20 protein-coding genes and 1 riboswitch are annotated in these 20,748 nt (G+C 34.1%); of the genes, 16 read left to right on the top strand and 4 right to left on the bottom strand.

What is annotated here, in order from left to right; all coding sequences use genetic code 11:
• Positions 1 to 150: 150 nt before the first annotated feature.
• On the bottom strand, positions 151 to 1,392 hold the full coding sequence (locus RAH41_RS14005; protein ID WP_331223272.1) for a helix-turn-helix transcriptional regulator: 1,242 nt from the start codon (positions 1,390 to 1,392) through the stop codon (positions 151 to 153).
• Between the two features lie 313 nt (positions 1,393 to 1,705).
• On the opposite strand from RAH41_RS14005, the gene RAH41_RS14000 reads away from it, so the two are divergent.
• The 12 genes from RAH41_RS14000 to RAH41_RS13945 all read left to right on the top strand — a co-directional run bounded on the left by RAH41_RS14000 (position 1,706) and on the right by RAH41_RS13945 (position 14,089).
• Entirely contained in the window at positions 1,706 to 1,945 is a 240-nt protein-coding gene (locus RAH41_RS14000; protein WP_331223270.1) for a hypothetical protein, read from the top strand.
• Positions 1,946 to 2,008: 63 nt separating this feature from the next.
• Entirely contained in the window at positions 2,009 to 2,191 is a 183-nt protein-coding gene (locus tag RAH41_RS13995) for a hypothetical protein (RefSeq protein WP_331223268.1), read from the top strand.
• Positions 2,192 to 2,827: 636 nt separating this feature from the next.
• Positions 2,828 to 3,796 (top strand): 2-keto-3-deoxygluconate permease, encoded by a 969-nt coding sequence (locus tag RAH41_RS13990; RefSeq protein ID WP_331223266.1) that lies wholly within the window; start codon positions 2,828 to 2,830, stop codon positions 3,794 to 3,796.
• A gap of 68 nt (positions 3,797 to 3,864) precedes the next feature.
• A complete protein-coding gene (locus RAH41_RS13985) occupies positions 3,865 to 5,574 on the top strand; it encodes an NAD-dependent malic enzyme (RefSeq protein WP_331223265.1) in 1,710 nt (569 codons plus the stop codon).
• Positions 5,575 to 5,846: 272 nt separating this feature from the next.
• Positions 5,847 to 7,466, top strand: a complete 1,620-nt coding sequence (gene dcuS, locus RAH41_RS13980) for a DcuS/MalK family sensor histidine kinase (RefSeq protein ID WP_331223264.1) — start codon at positions 5,847 to 5,849, stop codon at positions 7,464 to 7,466.
• The gene (locus RAH41_RS13975; RefSeq protein WP_331223262.1) at positions 7,444 to 8,151 is read left to right on the top strand and encodes a response regulator; all 708 of its coding nucleotides are present in this window, start codon (positions 7,444 to 7,446) and stop codon (positions 8,149 to 8,151) included. The genes dcuS and RAH41_RS13975 overlap by 23 nt, the downstream gene beginning before the upstream one ends.
• A 589-nt stretch (positions 8,152 to 8,740) precedes the next feature.
• Positions 8,741 to 10,729 (top strand): acetoacetate--CoA ligase, encoded by a 1,989-nt coding sequence (locus tag RAH41_RS13970; RefSeq protein ID WP_331223260.1) that lies wholly within the window; start codon positions 8,741 to 8,743, stop codon positions 10,727 to 10,729.
• A 699-nt stretch (positions 10,730 to 11,428) separates the two neighbouring features.
• Entirely contained in the window at positions 11,429 to 11,752 is a 324-nt protein-coding gene (locus RAH41_RS13965; protein ID WP_331223258.1) for a PadR family transcriptional regulator, read from the top strand.
• A 1-nt stretch (position 11,753) separates the two neighbouring features.
• Positions 11,754 to 12,131: a DUF1048 domain-containing protein gene (locus RAH41_RS13960; RefSeq protein ID WP_331223257.1), complete on the top strand. Its 378-nt coding sequence runs from the start codon at positions 11,754 to 11,756 to the stop codon at positions 12,129 to 12,131.
• Between the two features lie 18 nt (positions 12,132 to 12,149).
• The gene (locus RAH41_RS13955; protein ID WP_331223255.1) at positions 12,150 to 12,494 is read left to right on the top strand and encodes a DUF1048 domain-containing protein; all 345 of its coding nucleotides are present in this window, start codon (positions 12,150 to 12,152) and stop codon (positions 12,492 to 12,494) included.
• A 69-nt stretch (positions 12,495 to 12,563) separates the two neighbouring features.
• Positions 12,564 to 13,322 carry an ABC transporter ATP-binding protein gene (locus RAH41_RS13950; RefSeq protein WP_331223253.1) on the top strand — a complete coding sequence of 253 codons (759 nt, stop codon included), beginning with the start codon at positions 12,564 to 12,566 and terminating at the stop codon, positions 13,320 to 13,322.
• Positions 13,323 to 13,324: 2 nt separating this feature from the next.
• Positions 13,325 to 14,089 carry an ABC transporter permease gene (locus RAH41_RS13945; protein ID WP_331223251.1) on the top strand — a complete coding sequence of 255 codons (765 nt, stop codon included), beginning with the start codon at positions 13,325 to 13,327 and terminating at the stop codon, positions 14,087 to 14,089.
• A gap of 131 nt (positions 14,090 to 14,220) precedes the next feature.
• Here RAH41_RS13945 and RAH41_RS13940 read toward each other — a convergent pair whose 3' ends face one another.
• Positions 14,221 to 14,667: a YndM family protein gene (locus tag RAH41_RS13940; RefSeq protein WP_331223249.1), complete on the bottom strand. Its 447-nt coding sequence runs from the start codon at positions 14,665 to 14,667 to the stop codon at positions 14,221 to 14,223.
• A 326-nt stretch (positions 14,668 to 14,993) separates the two neighbouring features.
• Entirely contained in the window at positions 14,994 to 15,077 is an 84-nt protein-coding gene (locus tag RAH41_RS22640; RefSeq protein WP_419471608.1) for a hypothetical protein, read from the bottom strand.
• A 640-nt stretch (positions 15,078 to 15,717) separates the two neighbouring features.
• Here RAH41_RS22640 and RAH41_RS13935 point away from each other — a divergent pair.
• A complete protein-coding gene (locus RAH41_RS13935) occupies positions 15,718 to 15,858 on the top strand; it encodes a hypothetical protein (protein WP_331223247.1) in 141 nt (46 codons plus the stop codon).
• Positions 15,859 to 15,907: 49 nt separating this feature from the next.
• On the opposite strand, the gene RAH41_RS13930 is transcribed toward RAH41_RS13935, so the two are convergent.
• Positions 15,908 to 16,456, bottom strand: coding sequence for a DUF3231 family protein (locus RAH41_RS13930; RefSeq protein WP_331223244.1), 549 nt, complete (start codon positions 16,454 to 16,456; stop codon positions 15,908 to 15,910).
• Positions 16,457 to 16,916: 460 nt separating this feature from the next.
• Here RAH41_RS13930 and RAH41_RS13925 point away from each other — a divergent pair, with 460 nt between their 5' ends.
• Genes RAH41_RS13925 through RAH41_RS13915 form a run of 3 tightly spaced genes read left to right on the top strand, consistent with a single transcriptional unit; the run spans position 16,917 to position 20,461 of the window.
• The gene (locus RAH41_RS13925; RefSeq protein WP_331223243.1) at positions 16,917 to 18,281 is read left to right on the top strand and encodes a spore germination protein; all 1,365 of its coding nucleotides are present in this window, start codon (positions 16,917 to 16,919) and stop codon (positions 18,279 to 18,281) included.
• A complete protein-coding gene (locus RAH41_RS13920) occupies positions 18,282 to 19,373 on the top strand; it encodes a GerAB/ArcD/ProY family transporter (protein ID WP_331223241.1) in 1,092 nt (363 codons plus the stop codon).
• Positions 19,370 to 20,461 carry a Ger(x)C family spore germination protein gene (locus RAH41_RS13915; protein ID WP_331223239.1) on the top strand — a complete coding sequence of 364 codons (1,092 nt, stop codon included), beginning with the start codon at positions 19,370 to 19,372 and terminating at the stop codon, positions 20,459 to 20,461. Before RAH41_RS13920 ends, RAH41_RS13915 begins: the two co-directional genes overlap by 4 nt.
• A gap of 138 nt (positions 20,462 to 20,599) precedes the next feature.
• Positions 20,600 to 20,706, top strand: a riboswitch (SAM riboswitch).
• Positions 20,707 to 20,748 lie beyond the last annotated feature (42 nt).

Below are 20,748 nucleotides of genomic sequence, written 5' to 3'. Positions count from 1 at the left end.
TTTAACACCTGAATTATTACATTTAATAATTGATAGGATTTAAATTAAAGCAGATGGTTCAGTGAGAATTTTTTATAGATTCTCGGTTCCATCTACTTTAATTTGACGTTGTTCTAGTACACGACTTTTTAAAAGGTATTAGTTTAAAAATCAAGCAAATTTATCGTTTTTGCGGTATTTTTCCACGAGATACGCTGCATATTGATTTGCTTCTTTGACATTGCCATTTTCCATGTGAAAGTCGAACAGCTTTATCGAATAATGTTCAATCATAAGAACATATGCCATATTCTTGAAATAAGGAAATGCTTCTTTTTCAAGATAATTGAAGTATTTTTCTTGATCATTTTGAAGATTATATTTATGTAAATGGAAAGAATGTTTAAAAACTGTCTCGTTAATTTCTTCAGAAAGAGCAATCCCCTTTCCGACCAATTGGAGCAATTTTTCGGTTGATTTCAATCCTTGATTCGTTAACGCCTTTATGTATCCTTCCAAAGCAGCTAAATAAGTTTCTGTGTGGGGGTCACTTATGTCCATGGATTGATGATAATATTCACTAGCTTTTCCATATTCTCCTTGGCGAACTTTCTGGTATGCGAGATTGTGGGTCAGCGTTGCTGTTTGATCATCTAATCCAAAGTTTTCTGTCATCTCGATTAATCTTTGATATTCCGTTTCTTTTGGTTCGTAAAACTCGTCCTGCTCTACTTGGATTAGCATAAGCATTTCTGCATCTATCATACGAGTAATACAGCGTATTTCCGTAAAAAAGTGCAGAGACTTCTCAGCATAATAATAAGCCATTACTCGTGAATTGAGAGAATGATAGGCAACAGCCAAATGATAATAGTACTCTTGGTTGTTGTAGTAGGTTAAATCGATCCCTTGAAAATAAGAAATTGCCTTTAAAAAGTCCTTATTCATTAATCCATTAATCCCTTTAATGTGAAGAAGCATGCTGTTTTCATATGGTGAAAGATCAGACCATTTTTCCATAGCATCAATTAGAGCTTTAGCTTGGTGATTCAGCCCCATTAATAAATAATATCTCGTAAGTACGAGCGTATAGGAACGATAAATAACCGGTATTTGTAGCAGAGGAATAGCCTCTAATTGTTTCTTAATACTCTTAGCCTTTGTTTTCAGTTTTAAAATGATCGATTCATGCCATTTTTTTAAAAGGGAATCTAGGTAATTGTAAGTATTAATTTCTGTTTCCATTTCAATGCAAAGGCGCTTTGATAGAAAGTCTATCGTTTCTTTAGAGACTTCAGTTAAGCCTCGTTCAATTTTGCTTATATGTGTACTCGAACAGATGCCCATACCTAAATCCTTCTGCATCATGTTCTGACGTTCACGATAGAATTTGATTATTTGTCCCTCTAGCATGGTGAACACCTCACTTTATCTCGCTGATATGAAATTTTTGTTCTTATTTTACTTAAGAAAACCCAAATTCAATATAATACAATGAGTCTCTATGGTTAATTTTAATGATAATTTTGATTTTTTCAAACATTTTTTAAAAATTCCAAAAGAAAAAGCAGGCTAAAAGTCCTGTGTGTAACCCCAATTGTTAACGTACTCTTTTACAATAAGGAGTACGAAATTAAATACTCCAAATTCAAAATTTATATTGATAAACTTATTATAGAAACTGAAATAATAGAAATTCCCATAGAAGTTAAATAGATAGAAAGTAATGTTGTGTAAGAAAAATAGTGTAAATGTACTGCAAATAAACAGAAAATGGAGATCAGTATTTCCGATTTCCCATTTAAAGGTCTTTGGATTAACGATTCCCGCTGTAATGCCTGTTTCAGCCATGGAAAATAAAGGGCATGTGACGATTGATTCTGTAAAATTTAATGGGATGGATGCGCCAAAAACTATTGATAAGATGGTTCAAACCTATTCGAACGCATCTCTGAAAGTAAAATAATGGTGAAGTAAAGAATTTCCGCTTTCATATAACAGGCTTTTCAAATCTGAAGATAAAATCGTAATGAACAATGGAGAGTTCATTCCAGCTGGTACACCTATTGATGTGAACGGGAAACCGATTGTTGATAACAGTGTAGCAGGAAACTCTACATATTTTGTATCTGATGCTCCCGATTCCACTAGTCTGTTAAACCCTATTGGTGGAAAGCTTTATATGGTCACTCATTATGAATCGTTTTATTGATTTTTCAAAATGTCGAATGGTAAGTCTATTTTTACAAAGTTCTTCTATAGCTTTTCATTTCGAAGCAGGTGTACATAATAATTTAATTGTGAAATTCTATGATTTCTTCCTTAATTTCAAATTTGTGCAATTCACTCTACCTCATAATAAAGCGTTACTTTTCGATTGCATAGAAATTGCACAGACTTATTAGAAACAATAGAATTAAAAGACTTACAATGTGTCTCAAAGGTTTTGGCTTACTCTTTGCAAAGACTGTACAGAAACTTCACATTTATACAATTGAAAAATTTTTTCATCAATCGATTAGCCGTTTTTCTGCATTCTTTATTTGAATGGGAGTATATACCAGGTGTCGGGTATTATTCTTGTGGTCCAATGAACACTCAATAAAAAACTTTTTGTAAGCAGTTATTAAAACTGCTTACTTTTTTTATTTACAAAAAGGATTATTAAACTTTTATAAACTATGAAAATAGTTTTCATCGAAATATGATAGACAGGTAACAAAACATAGGGTGATTAAAACATAGAATATCATGCAAGAAAAATGGAACCGCTTTCTACTAGTATTTGAGCAATTGATAAAATAATGGATTCATTCGAGATTATAAAACGATTTTAGGAGGGTTAAAAATGCAAATTCCAATTAAGAAAACGCTTGATAAAATTCCAGGTGGTCTGATGGTTGTTCCACTTTTTTTAGGAGTATTAACGAATACCTTTTTCCCGCAATTTTTACAAATTGGAAGTTTTACAACGGCATTATTTAGTAAAGAGGCATCTTCTACTATTTTGGCATGTTTTATGTTTTTAATTGGTTCACAAATTAATTTCAAATTAGCACCAAAGGCATTAAAAAAAGGTGCAATATTATTAACAGGAAAATTTATAGTTGGTGCAGGTATAGGTTTAACTGTAGCGATGCTTTTTGGACCAGCCGGAATATTAGGATTATCACCATTAGCTATCCTTGCAGCGTTATTAAATGCAAATGGTGGATTATATGCATCCCTTGCTTCATCATATGGTGACGAAACAGATGTAGGCGCATATGCTTTATTTTCATTAAAAGATGGCCCATTTTTCACATTAGTTGCATTAGGTGCATCTGGCCTAGCCACAATTCCTTTTCAAACTCTTATTGGAGTATTAATTCCAATAGTAATAGGAATGATTTTAGGAAATATTGATTCTGATATGAGAAAGTTCCTTGGAAGCAGTAAATTATTATTAATCCCATTCTTCTCATTCCCATTAGGTGCGGGAATGAATCTTTCAACTATTATAAAAGCGGGAGGTCCTGGCATATTACTAGGATTAATAGCTGCATTCACTGGAATTGGAGCTTACTTACTTTTAAAGTTATTTAAAGAAAATCCGATCGTTGGTTTAGCAACAGGGTCAACTGCAGGGAATGCTGTAGCTACACCAGCTGTTGTTGCAGCAGTAGATCCAACCTTAGCTGCAATAGCACCAGGAGCTACTGCGCAAGTTGCAGCAGCATGTGTAATATCAGTAATAGTATGTCCTATTATTGTTAATTATGTATTTAAAATGTCCGAAAAGAAAAAAGCTAATAAATCAATTGCAAGAGCATCATGACAATAAAGTGAAAAATTACTGTAATCCTTGTCTGAATAGCTAATTTAAGATAGAAGGAAGGAAACACCATGAATGTACTTGAGAGTGTACCTGAGAATGTTGTTATAACTACAATGAAAGGAAAAGAAGTTCTCTCCAATCCTTTTTTGAATAAAGGAACAGCTTTTACGAAAGAGGAAAGGGAAGAACTTGGACTTGAAGGTCTGTTACCGCCACAAGTAATAACTCTTGATGAACAAGTTAATAGGGTCTATGAACAATATTCGATGCGGACGACCAATCTATTCAAAAACGGGCTGCTTTATGATTTATATAACCGTAATGTTGTCTTGTTTTATCGCCTTTTGAAAGAACACCTGGCAGAAATGCTCCCTATCATCTACACTCCAACTGTGGGCGATGCAATCCAGTCATACTCCCATAGATACCGACGCCCAGATGGCTTATATCTTTCAATTGATAATCCTGAGGGTATCGAAAAGGCATTTTATAATCTTGGAAAACCAAAAAATGGTGTTGATTTAATTGTCGTGACCGACTCTGAAAGCATTCTTGGTATTGGGGACCAAGGGATAGGCGGTATTAATATTGCGATTGGTAAACTTGCCGTGTACACGGCTGCAGCTGGTATTGATCCAAACCGTGTTCTACCAATCGTGTTGGATGTTGGCACGAACAATCAGGCTTTGATTGCAGATCCTATGTATATCGGCAACAAATTCGCACGTGTCCGAGGTAAACGTTATGATCAATTCATTGATTTATTCGTTCAGACTGCAAAGAAGTTCTTTCCAAAAGTTCTCATTCACTGGGAGGACCTTGGTAACGTAAATGCGCGAAATATCTTGGACAAATATGGTGACAAAATCCTAACCTTCAACGATGACATTCAGGGGACAGGTGCTGTTACCCTTGCTGCTATTATGTCTGCTTTGAAAGTAACAGGAGAATCCTTGAAGAACCATCGTATTGTTGTCTTTGGACCAGGCGCTGCTGGCATCGGTAACGCAGACCAAATGGTAGATGCCATGGTTCTAGAAGGATCGACCAGAGAAGAAGCCTTTGATCGTTTCTGGGCTGTAGACTATCGGGGGCTACTAACAGAGGAAACACCAGATGTTCTGCACTTCCAGAAGCCTTATGTAAGAAAGTTGGAAGATGTTAAGGATTGGGATACGAATGAGGACGGAATCATTTCATTAATGGAAGTAGTTCAAAGGGTGAAGCCAACAATCCTGATCGGTACTTCAGGCCAAGCCGGCGCGTTCACTGAAGAAATTATTAAAGAAATGGCCAAGCACGTTGAACGACCTATCATCTTACCTATGTCCAATCCGACGGCATTGACTGAAGCAGTGCCGGAAAACCTGATTAAGTGGACAGATGGCAAGGCTCTAATTGCAACAGGTAGCCCGTTTGCCAATGTGGAATACAAAGGTGTTTCCTATGAAATTGGACAGTCAAATAATGCATTTGTATTTCCAGGCCTAGGCTTGGGGGCGATTGTTGCAAAAGCTGAAGTGATCTCAAAAGGAATGTTTGCAGCAGCTGCTTATGCGGTTGCAAGCATGTCTGACACCAGTAAACCTGGAGCATCCCTGCTGCCATCTATTGAAAAGCTACATGAAGTCTCAAAATACGTAGCCATTGAAGTAGCCTACGCTGCTATAAACGAAGGAATTGCAAGAGCAGATATTCAAGATGTTGAGAATGCGATTGAAGATGCTATGTGGAAAGCTGAGTATAAAGAAATTAAAAGTATAGCTATAGAAGTATAGATGTTAAGGGGATAGCTAATAAAGTTAGTCCTTATTAATAAAACAGAGGCTAAATATTGAAAAAAAAATAAAGATGGAGCAAAAGTTTTACGTTGTCTCCATCTTTATTTCTTTACCATACCTTGCTTAACCAAATCGTGGCGGGGGAAATTTTATTAATAAGTTGATTTTATAGAGACTGCAAAGCTCTTCAAGAGAGCTTTGCAGTCTCTTAGTATGTAATGGATAAACCTTATTCATACTATAATTAAGCAGATAACCTGGAGGAGATTATGAAAAAGGGCAGATTTAGTTTACAAGCCATCATCATTATTTTTGTATGCCTTGTTGTCGCTTTGTCACTAGGTATAACTGATTTGCTAATCAGTAAGAGAATTACCTCCAGTGTGGAAGAGACACAGAAAGAAAAGGTACTCAATATTGCAAAGATAGTTTCTCTTAACCCGCAAGTCATTGGGTCTCTTGAAGGGAAAACAAATTCGACAGAAATAGAAGTTTTTGCTAATCAAATAAAAGATTTAACGCATGTTAACTTTGTTGTCGTCATGGATATGAAAGGAATCCGTCTATCCCATCCAGATCCCAGTGAAGTTGGAAAGAGATTTAGGGGAGGAGATGAAGGACCAGTCCTTCGAGGGAAAGAGTATGTATCTACCTCAAAAGGGATTCTTGGCCCCTCCATGCGGGCATTTACACCAATAATGAATTCAAATGGAAAACAAATCGGCGCAGTTGCGGTAGGGATTTCTTTGGAAAACGTAACAAAGGCTGTACATAAAGGTCGGATGGGGATGATGATTGGGACAATAATCGGAATATTAATCGGGGTAACCGGTGCGGTAGGCTTAGCCAAATTCATCAAAAAAATCCTATTGGGCCTCGAGCCGTTTGCTATTGCTAAGCTACTTGAAGAGCGGAGTTCCATGCTCCAGTCGGTGCGTGAGGGAATTATAGCCATTGACCAAGAAGGAAAAATTACCCTTGTAAACAGGGCTGCCCAAAAGCTTTTTAAAAAAGCCGGCCTAGGAGGGAATCCAAAAGGACTAAAAATAGAAGATTATTTACCTGAGACCCGCTTAACCCGTATATTGCAGTCTGGAGAGACTGAGGTTGATCAGGAACAGGATTTGCATGGGGTTACTATTTTAGTAAACAGGGTGCCGGTTGTGGTGGATAATCAACCGGTAGGAGCAATCGCTACATTCCGTGATAAAACGGAAGTACAGTTATTGGCAGAACAGCTCACAGGAGTGCGAAATTATGCTGATGCCCTTCGTGCACATGCCCATGAATTCATGAATAAAATGCATGTTATTCTTGGCCTAGTCCGTACCGAACAATACGACACACTAGCGAACTATGTGAGTGAAACGGTTAACCATCGGGAAATGGAAATGGGTTTTGTAACCAAGAATGTCCTGGATCCGGTACTAGCTGGATTTTTGATTGGCAAGCTAAGCTTTGGAAGAGAATCAGGTGCATCACTATCATTTGATTGTCCAAATAAGATTCCCCAGCCTGTGAACCCATTAATCACCCAAGAACTCATAACGATTATTGGAAACCTTGTCGATAATGCAATGGAAGCGATAGCAAACAGTCCTGTCAAAAAAGTTGACTTAAAGCTTGATTTCGCTGAAGATATTTTAACAATCGAGGTTAAGGATACAGGTATGGGAATGACGAAATCAATACAAAATAAAATATTCGATAAAGGCTTCTCAACGAAAGGAGATAACCGCGGGGTCGGACTATATCTTTTAGCTCAGGGGATTGAAAGACTAGAAGGGGACCTAATCATTTCTTCTAAGCCGGGAAAGGGAACAAATTTTGCGGTGTATATACCTTATAAAGCAGAGGATGAAAAGCATGATCAATGTAATGATTGTTGAAGACGACCCTATGGTGGCTGAAATCAATAAACGATATCTTTCTAAAATTGGTGGTTTTCGTTTGACTACGGTAGCCAATTCAGTTGATGATGCGATCCATTTGCTTGGAAAGGTAGAAATACAGCTTATACTTCTAGATATTTTTATGCCAGGCAAACAAGGTTTAGAGCTATTGAGTTACATCCGGAAAAATGAACTTGAAATCGATGTAATCGTTATTTCTGCAGCATCGGATTTAGACCGAATCAAAAAGGCATTAAGGAACGGCGTTGTCGATTATTTAATAAAGCCTTTTGAATTTGAAAGGTTCAATGCTGCACTTGTCAGCTATCAGCAAAAGACCCGGTTTACCGATAAACTGGAAACAGTCAACCAACAAGAGCTCGATAATTATCTTTTACACAGAGATGAAACTGCAATAGTTGAAGAGCTACCAAAAGGGTTAACTAAGGATACTTTAAAGCAAGTATGGGAAGCAGTTCAGGAATTGAAGGAAGTGCCTTTTTCCACCGAAGAAGTGGCAAATGTGGTGGGCATTTCTACGGTTTCAGCGAGAAAGTACCTGAACTTCTTAAAGGATTTAGGAATCCTTGTTGTCAAGGTTATATATGGGACCATCGGAAGACCAGTTTACCAGCATGAATATAACCAAATTAACGAGTACTTAATAAAAAACTTTCTGTAAGTGTTATACCGAAATTAAGTGTAGAAGATGGTGGTTCTTGCTTATTTGTAAGTTGCTTAGCTGAAGCATATATTTTGTTGAGCATTCCTATTTACCTAATACCACCTACTTTAACTCAAAAGAGAAACTCCTTCTAAGAGTTTCTCTTTTTTACTTAAATTTTTTAGCTTTCTAAAAAATACACAAATAGTTAGATGGATTAGAAGGTCAGGAACAGTTTTTATTTAATATATATCTAACTAAATTTGATTCTTCAACTAATTCTTTAAAATATTGAATATTCGTTTCAAAATTTGGACCGTTTATGTTTCTTCTGCTGGTTTTAACAAGCTTAACGACTAGGTTATTAAAAGGGACTATTATGTAAGGAATTATGATTAGTTTTTATATTGACAGTAAATTTAGTGTGTAATAATATAAAGATTAAATTTTAAAAATTAGGTATTTTCAGGTAATATTTTCAACGAAGGTAGTTTAGTGTAGTCATTTATAAAAGAGAAAGCTTGATAAGCAATATTAATTTAAGGTTAAAGCTAAACATATTTACTGTTACTTAAAAAAATAGATTGGTAATTTAGGAGGAGTAAAAATGAAAGCGATTACTGAAGGTGCTTTTTTATGGGAACCAACTAGGCAGCAAGTTGAAAATGCAGGAGTCAGCCATTTTATGAATTGGCTCGCAAAAGAAAAAAATTTATTTTTTAATACACAAGATCAGTTATGGAATTGGTCAGTTGATGAGTTAGAGACTTTTTGGGAAAGCATTTGGAAATATTGTAATGTAATTTCCCATGCACCATATGATCAAGTTCTTGAAGAGCGAAAAATGCCAGGCGCAAAATGGTTTACTGGTTCAAAAATTAATTATGCTGAACATGTATTTCGAAACGATCAGATCAATCGACCTGCACTAATTTTTCAATCAGAAATAACTCCAAAAACAGAAATAAGTTGGCAAGAACTTAAGGAAAAAACAGCTTTAGTTGCAAATTCTTTAAGAGAATTAGGCGTTAAATCTGGGGACCGAGTAGTAGCATATTTGCCTAATATTCCCGAAACGATTATTGCTTTTTTAGCTTGTGCGAGCATTGGGGCAATTTGGTCAAGCTGTTCACCTGATTTTGGAACGAGTGCTGTAATCGACCGATTTAAACAAATCGAACCGACTATTTTATTTGCAGTGGATGGCTATTCTTATAACGGAAAAATTCAAAATAGATTATCAAGTGTTGCAGAACTTCAGTCCGAATTACCTACATTAAAGAAAACAATCTTAGTACCATATCTGAATTTTAATGATTACAAATTAGATAATCAAACAATATTCTGGAATGATTTATTTGTAGGGAGCAGTGAACTGATCTTTGAAAGTGTTCCATTTGATCACCCACTTTGGATTTTATTTTCCTCAGGAACAACAGGGTTACCTAAACCGATTGTACAAAGTCAAGGTGGAATTTTAATCGAACAACTTAAGACATTAGTCGTTGAACAAGGAATAAATCAAGAAGATGTCATTTTTTGGTTTACTACTACAGGCTGGATGATGTGGAATCAATTAGTTGGAGGGTTGCTATCTGGCAGTACGATTTTATTATTTGATGGAAGCCCTTCTTATCCTAGTTTACATGTATTATGGGATCTTGCAGAAGAGGTAGGTGTAACATTTTTTGGTACAAGTGCAGGCTTTTTGAGTGCGTGCGAAAAATATGCAATAAAACCAAAGGAAAAAAATCGTTTTTCAAAATTAAAATCGATTTGTTCGACGGGATCACCTTTATCCGTAGAAGGATTTTCATGGGTATATAAAAATATAAGAGAAGACATCTGGCTTGTTTCAACTAGTGGAGGTACTGATGTTTGTACAGCATTCGTTGGAGGGTCACCGATTCTTCCAGTTTATGCTGGAGAGATACAAGCTCGTTCATTAGGAGCTCATGTACAATCATTTGATGATGAAGGAAATTCAGTTATTAATGAAGTCGGAGAATTAGTCATAACTTCTCCAATGCCATCTATGCCGCTTTATTTCTGGGGAGATTCGAATAATGAACGATATCTAGAAAGTTATTTTGAAGTTTATCCAGGTATTTGGAGACATGGAGATTGGATTAAAATCGATGAAAAAGGTAGCTGTGTAATTTATGGACGCTCAGATTCAACAATTAATCGACTTGGCGTACGTTTAGGAACAAGTGAAATTTATCGAGTTGTTGAATCACTTGATGAGGTTTTGGAAGGTTTAGTAATCGATTTAGAATTACTTGGCCGTGAGTCATTTATGCCATTGTTTGTAGTACTTAAACATGGGGTTGTTTTGACAAACGAATTAAAGGAAAAAATAAAAGCAGAAATTAAGCAGAAGGTTTCACCTCGGTTTGTTCCGAATGAAATTTATGAAGTTGAGCAAATTCCAAAAACATTGAGCGGAAAAAAATTAGAGGTTCCAATTCGTAAAATACTATTAGGGTTTTCTCCAGATAAAGTAGTCAATCAAGGTTCCATGACTAATCCAGAATCATTAAGGTTTTTTATTGAATTGGCACAGGATTTAAATGTGGAAAAAAATAAATCATGATAATTATTTTACAATGAGCAAGCAGTCAAAAATTCTAAATTTTAAAATCAGACACGCTATCTTAGATGGCGTGTTTTTTTAGTATTAAGCGATTTTAACAATCGATTTCATAAAATCAGAACACTAGTTAAAAATTAAACTGATACTTTAGGTGAGATAACTGTGTTTTTTGTTTCTCTTTTAATTGAATCATTTGTTTTTGCAAATACATTGGGAATCGTTTTACTTTGTAGAAGGTATGTTAAAACAGGCCTTCTTTTAGTTATAAAACATAAAATACACTTTTTTTGTTTACGACTTGATATCTCTACTACTTAGTGTTACTATGTAACGGTACTAAGTAATACTGAATATATGTGATACTTAATAGTTGGAAATGTTATAAAATTTTTTTTAAAAACGGTTCACATTTTCTCTACTTAGTAATACAATATACTATTACTAAGTAACACTGAATATCAGTCATGCTAAATAGTTGGAAAGAGTTCATTAAACGTTATCTTATGAAAAACTTAATCCATAGGCTATTTAGATATTTTTTCATCCAGTACTAAGTGATACTGAATATCTGTATTACTAATTAGCTTTAGAGGTGGTTATATGTATTAAATTTTTTTGACCTCGTTACCCAACGTTATAGCTTACTTATTTCTAATAGACTAAAAACTAATTTGAGCAAAAATAAAGGAGGTGTATGTTATGGAAAATTTAACAGAAATGCTTAAAGGTTCCTTGGAAGGTTGTGTTCTTGAAATCATTAGTCGAGGTGATACTTACGGCTATGAGATTACTCGTCTCCTTAATGATTTAGGTTTTACAGAGGTTGTCGAAGGTACCGTCTATACGATTCTGATCAGGCTGGAAAAGAAAGAGTTAGTAAATATTGAGAAAAAACGTTCTGAAATGGGCCCACCTCGAAAGTTTTATTCATTAACTGAAGCTGGGCATGAGGAATTAAAGCAATTTTGGAAAAAATGGGATTTTGTTTCATCAAAAATTAATAGCTTAAAAGGGGAGAAGTAATATGAAGAAATTTATAGAGCTAATCATTGGCGATTTAGAAAGCAAGAAGGAATACAAAGCATTTATGAAAAAAGTAAATTCCCTACCAAAAGATTACGCTTTTGTGTTTAAAAAGATTCAAAAGTATATGTGGAATTTTGGATATGGATTTGGTGAAGAAATTATTAATTTGTATGAACTGTTTGAAGCAAGTTCAGCTGAAGGCAAGCATGTGTTAGATGTAACCGGTGAAGACGTAGCAGCATTTGCTGATGAATTGATGGCTGCCTCAAAACTAGGTGGAGAATCGTCAAGTATATTAGGAAAGCAAGTAGATTTGAAAAAAGAAATTGAGAGTAGAGTAGAACAGCAAGTAAAAATTTGGACGAATAAAAAATAACTTAGGGGGCTAATAATCATGATGAATTTTTTCAAAAAAATACTTGATGACAAAAAAGAATACAAAGAAATGATGGCACGTGTTGAAGCTTTGCCAAGAAACTATTCAGAAGCCTACAAAACAATCTGTAACTATATGTGGAGTTTCGCCTCTGGAAGTGGCATGGATATGCTAAGAATACAGTACGATCTCATTGATTTGTTTGAAGCTGGTGCGGCAGATGGCAAAGACGTATTGGAAGTGACAGGTGAAGACTTGACAGCATTCGCGAATGGACTTACCGAACAAGCGAAAAGATGGGATGATAAGTTACGAAATAATTTGAACAAAAGCATTATAGATCGTGTAGGTAAGAAAAAATAGAGTGACATTTACAAAAACAGTGCAGGCGCTGCCGCAGAGAAACGCGCCTTATAAATGGGAGGGAATGATATGAGCAATCTAGCAATTTCAGTGAAAGGGCTAAAAAAATCCTTCAAGGAAATTGAGGTTCTTAAAGGTGTAGATTTTGAAGTGGAAAAAGGCAGTGTCTTCGCTTTACTTGGATCAAATGGTGCTGGTAAAACAACTATTATTAAAATTTTAACTACTTTACTGCAAGCAGATAAGGGGGAAATTGAAGTTTGTAATGCAAATCTTCAAACAAATCCACAACAAGTACGTGAGAAAATTAGTCTAACCGGACAAAACGTTGCAGTAGATGATATTTTGACAGGACGTGAAAATCTCGATCTAGTAGCAAAACTTCGCCACTTACCTAATCGGAAAGAAGCTGTGGAAGAAAGTCTACGCCGTTTTGATTTAGTTGAAGCCGGCAATCGTGCTCTTGCTACTTATTCAGGAGGTATGAAACGACGCTTAGATTTAGCAATGACAGTACTTGGATCCCCTGAACTTGTTTTTCTTGATGAACCTTCTGTTGGGCTTGACCCTGAAGCACGTTTAGGCTTGTGGGAAGTGATCCGCGATATGGCGAAAGCTGGTATCACTGTTTTTCTCACTACCCAGTATTTAGAAGAAGCCGAACAACTAGCTGACCGCATTGCAATTTTACATGAAGGAAAGATTCTCGTTCAAGGTACATTGAATGAATTAAAAGCAATTCTTCCGCCTAAAAAAGTGGAATATGTAGAAAAACAGCCGAACCTTGAGGAAATTTTCCTCGCAGTTACCGGAAAGAAAGGAGAATAGTAATGAATGGAAACCATTTTTTCAGCGATACCATTACAATGAGTAGTCGGGTGATGAAACATTCACTTCGAAGTATTGACACAATTATTACAACGATTCTTATGCCAATCATGCTTATGCTTGCTTTTGTCTATATTTTTGGTAGTGCCATGACAATGGATAAAATAGATTATGTGAATTTTATCGTTCCAGGTGTGTTGCTTATGTGTATTGGAATGGGAATTTCCTATACAGCAGTTCGAGTGAATACAGACATGACTAGAGGAATCTTTGATCGATTCCATTCCATGCCAATCGCCAAATCATCGATATTGGGTGGGCATGTCATCTCAACATTGTTATTAAACTTATTATCAGTTGCAGCGGTGATTCTCATTTCTTTTATCATGGGTTTCCGTCCTCACGCTGATTTTGTGGAGTGGCTATTAGCTGTTGGTATGATCCTGCTTACCGTATTTTCTTTCACTTGGATTGCTGTAGCATGCGGTTTAATGTCAAAATCGTATGAAGGTGCGAGCGTGTTCTCTTATCTACTTATGGGCTTAATGTTCGTAAGCTCTGCCTTTGTTCCAACAAATAATATGGGTAGTAAGCTTCGAGCTTTTGCCGAAAATCAGCCAATGACACCTATTGCCGAAAGTGTTCGTTTACTTTTAGCTGGTCAACCAGACTATGGAGTGATTTTAACAGCAGTGTTCTGGTTAGTTGGAATTGGGATTATGTTTTATCTGATTTCGATGAAGGTATATAAAAAACGAATGAAATAAAATGACGAAGTACAGGGTGGCGAATTCTTTCAGTCTGTACTTTTTTTGAGTTTACCTTTGTAAGATAAAAATAAGTAAGAGAAACTTAAGTTTCTCTTACTTATTTTTAAAAGACCTCTATTATACAGTAATTATTTTTTAATTTTTTCGTCTTGTATATCAGGAGTCAATTCTTCTGATGCCTCGGTTTGATAACGTAAATTGCCAGTTGATACATTCTCTTGATGCTCAGTATTTTTAATAACATTATGATAAACATATTTATGAAAAAAGATTTCAAATAATCCTATGCCTATTGCGGAAATTAATGCTGGAGTTACCAAGCTACCCCCATATGTTAACTTTGATCCCATGTACCAAATAATTAAGTATGCTAATCCTACATCTGCTATTGTTGCTATAGTATTATTTGTTTTGGGTAAGATCAAGAGATCACCAACTATATATGCGATTACTCCTAAGACTAACGAGATCAGAAATACATTTCTAAATGCCATATCATACCCAACGCCCAATATTATATATAGTAATGCAAGACAAGCAATAAATTTAATGATAAATGCTTTTATATGCTTCATAAAAATCCCTCCTGAACTTATTATGAGAAATTTATTTCACATATATTCTTTTTTATTTTATAGGGTGAAGATAAAAATAAAATGTATATAATACTGCCGATAAGTCAAATTCATTAAATCGTCATAATATTTTAAACATCCTTTATTATTATACAGAAATTATTAATTAATTTTTTCGTCTTGTATACCAGGTGTCAATTCTTCTGATGCCTCGGTTTGATAACGTAAATTTCCAGATCATACTTTCTCTCGATGCTCTGTAATTTAGAAAAAAGATTTCAAACAAACCTATGCCAATTGCGGAAATTAAAGCAGGAGTTACCAAGCTACCACCATATGGTAACTTCCATATACCAAATAATTAAGTATGCTAATCCTACATCAGCTATTGTTGCTATAGTATTATTTATTTTGGGTCAGATCAAGAGATCACCTTCCATTGCAATTGTGATAACTGTCGAAAACGGTGAAGAATAGTGTTCTGATGGGGATTCTACATTACAACAAAGATATGACATGTTTTGGAAAGAAAAGCTAGTGAATGTTCATATTACAAGACTGCTTTAGAGTATTTGCCTGAGGCGCGAATTACTTTTTATTTTTTAATAAAAGTATCAATAATATTATATTAATAAATATTACAAAAACTAAAAAAAATAGATTTTGTACTAAATATTTTATATTATAAAATGCTTGTCCCATATCTTCTTTATCTAACGGGTATGTTGACTCTAATATACTTGGAATCTTTAACTTCCAATAAGTATAATTAACATTAAAAAAAATCGTATGTAGTTTTTTTTCATTTTTTAATAACCTCAATAATTATTTATAGGTATATGTTTTATAAAATTCTACTCCATAAGCCTTTTTAGCTGTACCTGTGCCTTTTAGACTCCAATAAATTGAGTACCATGGCATTTTATGAACATCATATTTTTTAGTTTGATACACAGGGCTCCTTGTTCGATTAATAAATTTTAACAAAATAATATATTAAAAAATTAAAAAAATGTGACATATTCTCGAATCTTGCAGGAGTTTAAAAATATGAAAACTAATTTCACTTTTTCTACTACTCTAGTACATAAACAAAATTTATTACAAATTACAAAAAAGGTTGTGAAGGTATATGTTTGTGGAACAACTGTTTCAAGATATCCTAAGCATTCTGCTCAGTCTATACCTTAACTAGAAAGTAAAAAAAGTCCACCTAATTAATTTTAGGTGGACAATTTTTTTACTGTTGTTGCTTTGTTTCAAGGTGAAGAGGTGGTGGAACTAACCAACCTTTTGTTTTCATGATTTGTAGTAGTGCTGCACCATCTTTCGCTTTTTTAGCACCAAAACTTGCAAGCATAATCCCAATATCTTCGCGAATTGATTGACTCAATAATGCAGCGTTAGTTGTAATTCCAGCAGCTATTTCAGCAGCAACAATGTAAGCGATTTGAGCATCTTGAAGTCTAGCTCCAGCAGGGATTTGTTCTAAATCGGCATCTGGTCGTTCTGATGGAGTTGGAGGTACTGCAATATCATTATGTAGAAGTATTTCTTCAACTTCTTTAATTGCAGGTTTCATTGAATTTTCAATTACTTGTTTTAAAAATGCTCTTAACTCTTCATCACCAGTATGGTTAATATAAACTTGGTAAGTATCTACACCAGCTTTAGTAGCTGATAGGTGACTCCATAGACCGTAAACTTCTCCATAATGTAAAGGTTCATTTTGTGGATTTCCACTTAATACTCCCATTATAAATTTACTTCCCTTCTCAATTAAATTCATACTAAACTCCTTTTAAAGAGGTACGTACGAAAATTATTATTGAACCTTTTGGGGATTTTATACTCATAAATTTATTTGAGTTGAAAGGTTTTATTCAAAAAGTTTACAGTTTTTTCTTTGATTATTTTTGGATAAAAAAGCAAGAATTCGAAATCTTTTCCTCATTGTGGGTTCATGAGTAAGTAAAAGAGCAGGAATCCGAAATTTAGTTCCTTATATAGGCTTGATGAGTAAGTAAAGGAGTGAATCTGAAATTTAGTTCCTAATAAAGGGTTTATGAGAGAGTAAAAAAGCAAGAATCTAAATTAAAATTACACATAAGATTTAAGTCTTTAAACCAAAAGAAAATAGCTATTTTTACATATCCAAAAAAGGGAAAAAAAGGAATTTAAATAGAATGGATAAACTTGAAATTGACATACTAAAAAAATATGAAAAGTAATAAGGAGGGAAGCATAAGATGAGAAGTCAACTTGCAGTAATAAATGCACTTAAGCAAGAATTTGTGGGATCAAAAGATTTAATTGTCCATTCTTTTGAATATTACGATCAAGAAATAAGTTTAATTTATTTTCAAGATCTATGTGACGCAGATAAAATTAAAACTGATATCATCCAACCACTTATGCTTTGTGAGAAAGAAAGTAAATTTCTTTTACACTTACTCACCTTATCAAATTGTGAATCGATTCAAAACAAAAGGTATTTAGGTGAATATATAATTTCTGGTAATGTGTTAATTTTTATTTCGAATGGTATTTATTCTTATAATGCCATTCGTACTATGAATACTCAATCTGAAGAAGCTTCAGTAGAAACATCAGTTCAAGGGCCACAAAAAGCTTTTTCACATGACCTTAGTACAAATATAGCTTTAATTCGTAAAAGATATCCTTCTAATAAATTAAACATTGAATATCAAACAGTTGGAACAGTATCAAAAACAAATATAGCAATACTTTATGATGCAGATTTTGCAGATAAGAAGGTAATTGATGAATTAAAAAGTCGACTCGAGAGGGTAAAGGTTGATGTAATACAAGCAGTTGGCCAATTAGAAAGTAAACTTGGTGATAAAAAAATTCATTTATTTCCTAGCATGATGATAACAGAAAGACCTGATCGAACAGTTCTAAATCTTGCCCAAGGTAAGGTTATTATTGTTATGGATGGAACACCATTCTCTTTGAGTACGCCTACTGTATTTTTTGATTTTATCTCGTCAATGGATGACTTATATCATTCATTTTGGATTAAAAAACTTTTGCAAACAATCCGATATTTTGCTCTATTTATAACGTTGGTTTTACCTGCTTTTTATATTGCAATTACCTCATATAACCCGGAAATATTAAGATCGCAACTTACTTTGACGATTGCAGGTAGTAGGGCAGGGGTTCCTTATCCTTCAATTTATGAAGTTCTTTTTATGATGCTAGCTGTAGAAATGTTGGTTGAAGCTAGTATTCGATTACCAAGAGTAATTGGGCCTACAGCTACAACAGTTGGTGGACTTATCCTTGGACAAGCTGCACAACAAGCACAACTTGTAAGTTCTATCATGATTATTATTACAGCTTTTGTAGCTATTTCTAATTTTACAATCCCTATCAGTTCCATGAGTTTCTCAATTCGTTGTATTAGATATCCACTGATTATATTAGCAGCTCTATTTGGAATGATCGGATTAGTTGGAGGTATGCTTGCACTTATCTGTTATTTAGCTAATAAACGAAGCTTTGGAACTCCTTTTTTAGCGATCGAATGGGGATCTTCAAAAAAAATTGAAACGATTAGTGAGAACCCAAAGGAGGGACATAGCTAAGTGACTCGTTATTTTTACTATACTGTACTGTTAACAATGATGTTAAACATTATTATCAATGTACCAATGGTTTTAATTGGCGAACGGTTTAATGGGTCTCTTATATCTATGTTATTAAGTGTTTTCATAGGTGGAATTTTTATTTATTTATTTACAATCGGAATTAGCAAATTTCCTAATAAAGGATTGCCAGAAATTTTAAACAAAAGACTACCTACTCTTGTTACAAACTCTTACTTAGCATTTTTAGGAGTAATGTGGATGATTGCAGGAGCTTTTGTGTTAATTTCTTTTGGTTATATAACTAGACTGTATTTAACCCCTGAGTTAAATTTGGGAGTGCTGTTATCTTTTTTTCTGGCAATTGTTATTTTTGGAGCGAATAATCAAACAAAATCAATTCTGAATGTTATCGAAATAATCGTTCTTGTAACTGCTCCAGTTGTTGTTTTTATTATTTATAAATCGATGACAAGTAAATATTTTTATTTCGTCCATATTAAAAGAATACTCCATTATTTTTGGCAAAAGCCTAATTATAGTTCTATTTCAGCTGCCACTTATTATTTCACAGGGTATATAAATCTGGCTATCATCAATCGTTATCTTGATACTAAAAAAGTTGTTAAATTTCTGTGGATTTTGCCTTTAATCGGATTGGCTGTCATTTGTTTTACATTTTTGGTACCAATTGGTTTTTTAGGTGTTAACGGGGTTGATGAGGTAGTGTTTCCATGGATATTCATTTCTGATTCTTTAAGAATGGAATATGGTTTTATCGAAAGAGTGCTTTATTTAATGCTTTACATTTATCTTTTGTTGTCACTGTTATTTGCTATATTAACATGGCATGTTGGTTTAAAACTAATTGAAGGAATGTTTTCTAATTATTATTTGAAGTCTACTAAAAAAAGGAAACTTAATGGATATCTATTCTTAACATTTTTTGGAGTCTGTACGATTATACTTCAGGCAATTACTAGCGAAAGAGAATTATTTGATGTTGTTAGAATCTGGCAAAATATACGTTTTCCATCTGAACTCATATTAGTATTATTAGTTTTTTTCTTGTCTTGGAGGCAAAGAGCATGAAACGTATTTTAACGTTTTTGTTAATAATCGAATTATGTTTTGCGTCAGGTTGCCAATTACTCGATGTTGATAAACGTTTTTTTGTCGTTGGCATAGGAATCGATCAGACAGAAGATATTGGAGAATACCTGGTGTCAGTGAAATTAGCAATTCCTGCAGCTCAAGTTGAACCAGGTAAGTCTGCTTTTCAAGTTATTTCACAAAAATCAACCTCCGTTTCTGAATCAATTAGGATAATCCAATCTTTAGTAGATAAAAAATTAGATTTTGGTCATTGTAGGTTATTAGTAATAGATAAAGAGCTTTTAGGTGAAAACCAAATTGATTTAATGAAGTGGTTTATTAAACGGGCAGATATTCAAGGCATTGCTTATGTAGCTGTAGGTGAACCTTCTGCAAAAGAAGTTTTATCCTGGAAGGTTAAATCAGAGAGATTAGCTGGTAATGCAGTTGTGTTAGCCTTTGATGAAGAATCCAATAAGTCACCATACGTAGTGTCTGAAATACTTAATGATTATTATATGCGATTGAAGGAAGACGGTATAGATCCATTTTTGCCTATTATTGAACCATTCGATAGTACCTTTAAAATTAGTACAGCTGCGGTATTGAAAGGAACGAAATTCGAAGCAGTATTAAATCGCGACGAAACAAGGTTACTTAATGAGCTATTAAATCCAGAAAAAACAACTTTAATTAATGTTGGAAAAGGAAAAGATCAATTTTATGTAAGTGCTGAAAATACGAAAACTGACATAAGAATTGTTGCGCCCAAAAATAAGAAACCATATGCAGACGTTCATATAAAGGTAAAAGGTTTTATTGAGGAATCAAAAAAAGCATTACATCAAGATAGAGATTTGAAAGAATATGAGAAAAAAGCTTCAAAATTAATAAACAAAAGAATAAAAATTTTTTTAGAACATCTTCAAGATTTAAATGTTGATCCGCTCGGACTTGGGTTAAAATATCAAGCAAATTACGGAGTATCAAAAAAAGAAATAAAGAAGTGGAAAGAAATTTATCCGAAACTTGAATTTCGAGTAAAAACAAAAGTGATACTAAAGGGAACTGGTACTATGTATTAACTTTGATTTAACGTTATAAAAATTTTATTTTTCTAATAAATTCAATAATAAAAGGATTCTTTTAATAAAAGCTTTAATTCCCTTATTGACAATCCGTTTACTAGGATTTATGATTCAGTTATGAAATTACATAAAACAAACTTATCGAGAGTGACCGAGGGATCAGGCCCTATGACGTCCGGCAACCTCCTAATTTAGGAACGGTGCCACTTCCTGCAGAATGAAATCATTCTGATAGATAAGTCGAAAACAATTGTTTCCGATGCCTCTTTCTGAATGAAAGAGGC

The sequence above is a fragment of the Gottfriedia acidiceleris genome, from assembly GCF_036421055.1.
GTDB classification, from domain to species: Bacteria; Bacillota; Bacilli; order Bacillales; family Bacillaceae_G; genus Gottfriedia; species Gottfriedia acidiceleris_C.
This window is presented reverse-complemented; position numbering and strand designations above follow the sequence as displayed.

Bases quoted from the DNA above. Each gene is read 5' to 3' on its own strand.
- RAH41_RS14005 (WP_331223272.1), bottom strand. From the start codon at position 1,392: ATGCTAGAGGGACAAATAATCAAATTCTATCGTGAACGTCAGAACATG.
- RAH41_RS14000 (WP_331223270.1), top strand. From the start codon at position 1,706: ATGTTGTGTAAGAAAAATAGTGTAAATGTACTGCAAATAAACAGAAAA.
- RAH41_RS13995 (WP_331223268.1), top strand. From the start codon at position 2,009: ATGAACAATGGAGAGTTCATTCCAGCTGGTACACCTATTGATGTGAAC.
- RAH41_RS13990 (WP_331223266.1), top strand. From the start codon at position 2,828: ATGCAAATTCCAATTAAGAAAACGCTTGATAAAATTCCAGGTGGTCTG.
- RAH41_RS13985 (WP_331223265.1), top strand. From the start codon at position 3,865: ATGAATGTACTTGAGAGTGTACCTGAGAATGTTGTTATAACTACAATG.
- dcuS (WP_331223264.1), top strand. From the start codon at position 5,847: ATGAAAAAGGGCAGATTTAGTTTACAAGCCATCATCATTATTTTTGTA.
- RAH41_RS13975 (WP_331223262.1), top strand. From the start codon at position 7,444: ATGATCAATGTAATGATTGTTGAAGACGACCCTATGGTGGCTGAAATC.
- RAH41_RS13970 (WP_331223260.1), top strand. From the start codon at position 8,741: ATGAAAGCGATTACTGAAGGTGCTTTTTTATGGGAACCAACTAGGCAG.
- RAH41_RS13965 (WP_331223258.1), top strand. From the start codon at position 11,429: ATGGAAAATTTAACAGAAATGCTTAAAGGTTCCTTGGAAGGTTGTGTT.
- RAH41_RS13960 (WP_331223257.1), top strand. From the start codon at position 11,754: ATGAAGAAATTTATAGAGCTAATCATTGGCGATTTAGAAAGCAAGAAG.
- RAH41_RS13955 (WP_331223255.1), top strand. From the start codon at position 12,150: ATGATGAATTTTTTCAAAAAAATACTTGATGACAAAAAAGAATACAAA.
- RAH41_RS13950 (WP_331223253.1), top strand. From the start codon at position 12,564: ATGAGCAATCTAGCAATTTCAGTGAAAGGGCTAAAAAAATCCTTCAAG.
- RAH41_RS13945 (WP_331223251.1), top strand. From the start codon at position 13,325: ATGAATGGAAACCATTTTTTCAGCGATACCATTACAATGAGTAGTCGG.
- RAH41_RS13940 (WP_331223249.1), bottom strand. From the start codon at position 14,667: ATGAAGCATATAAAAGCATTTATCATTAAATTTATTGCTTGTCTTGCA.
- RAH41_RS13935 (WP_331223247.1), top strand. From the start codon at position 15,718: ATGAAAACTAATTTCACTTTTTCTACTACTCTAGTACATAAACAAAAT.
- RAH41_RS13930 (WP_331223244.1), bottom strand. From the start codon at position 16,456: ATGAATTTAATTGAGAAGGGAAGTAAATTTATAATGGGAGTATTAAGT.
- RAH41_RS13925 (WP_331223243.1), top strand. From the start codon at position 16,917: ATGAGAAGTCAACTTGCAGTAATAAATGCACTTAAGCAAGAATTTGTG.
- RAH41_RS13915 (WP_331223239.1), top strand. From the start codon at position 19,370: ATGAAACGTATTTTAACGTTTTTGTTAATAATCGAATTATGTTTTGCG.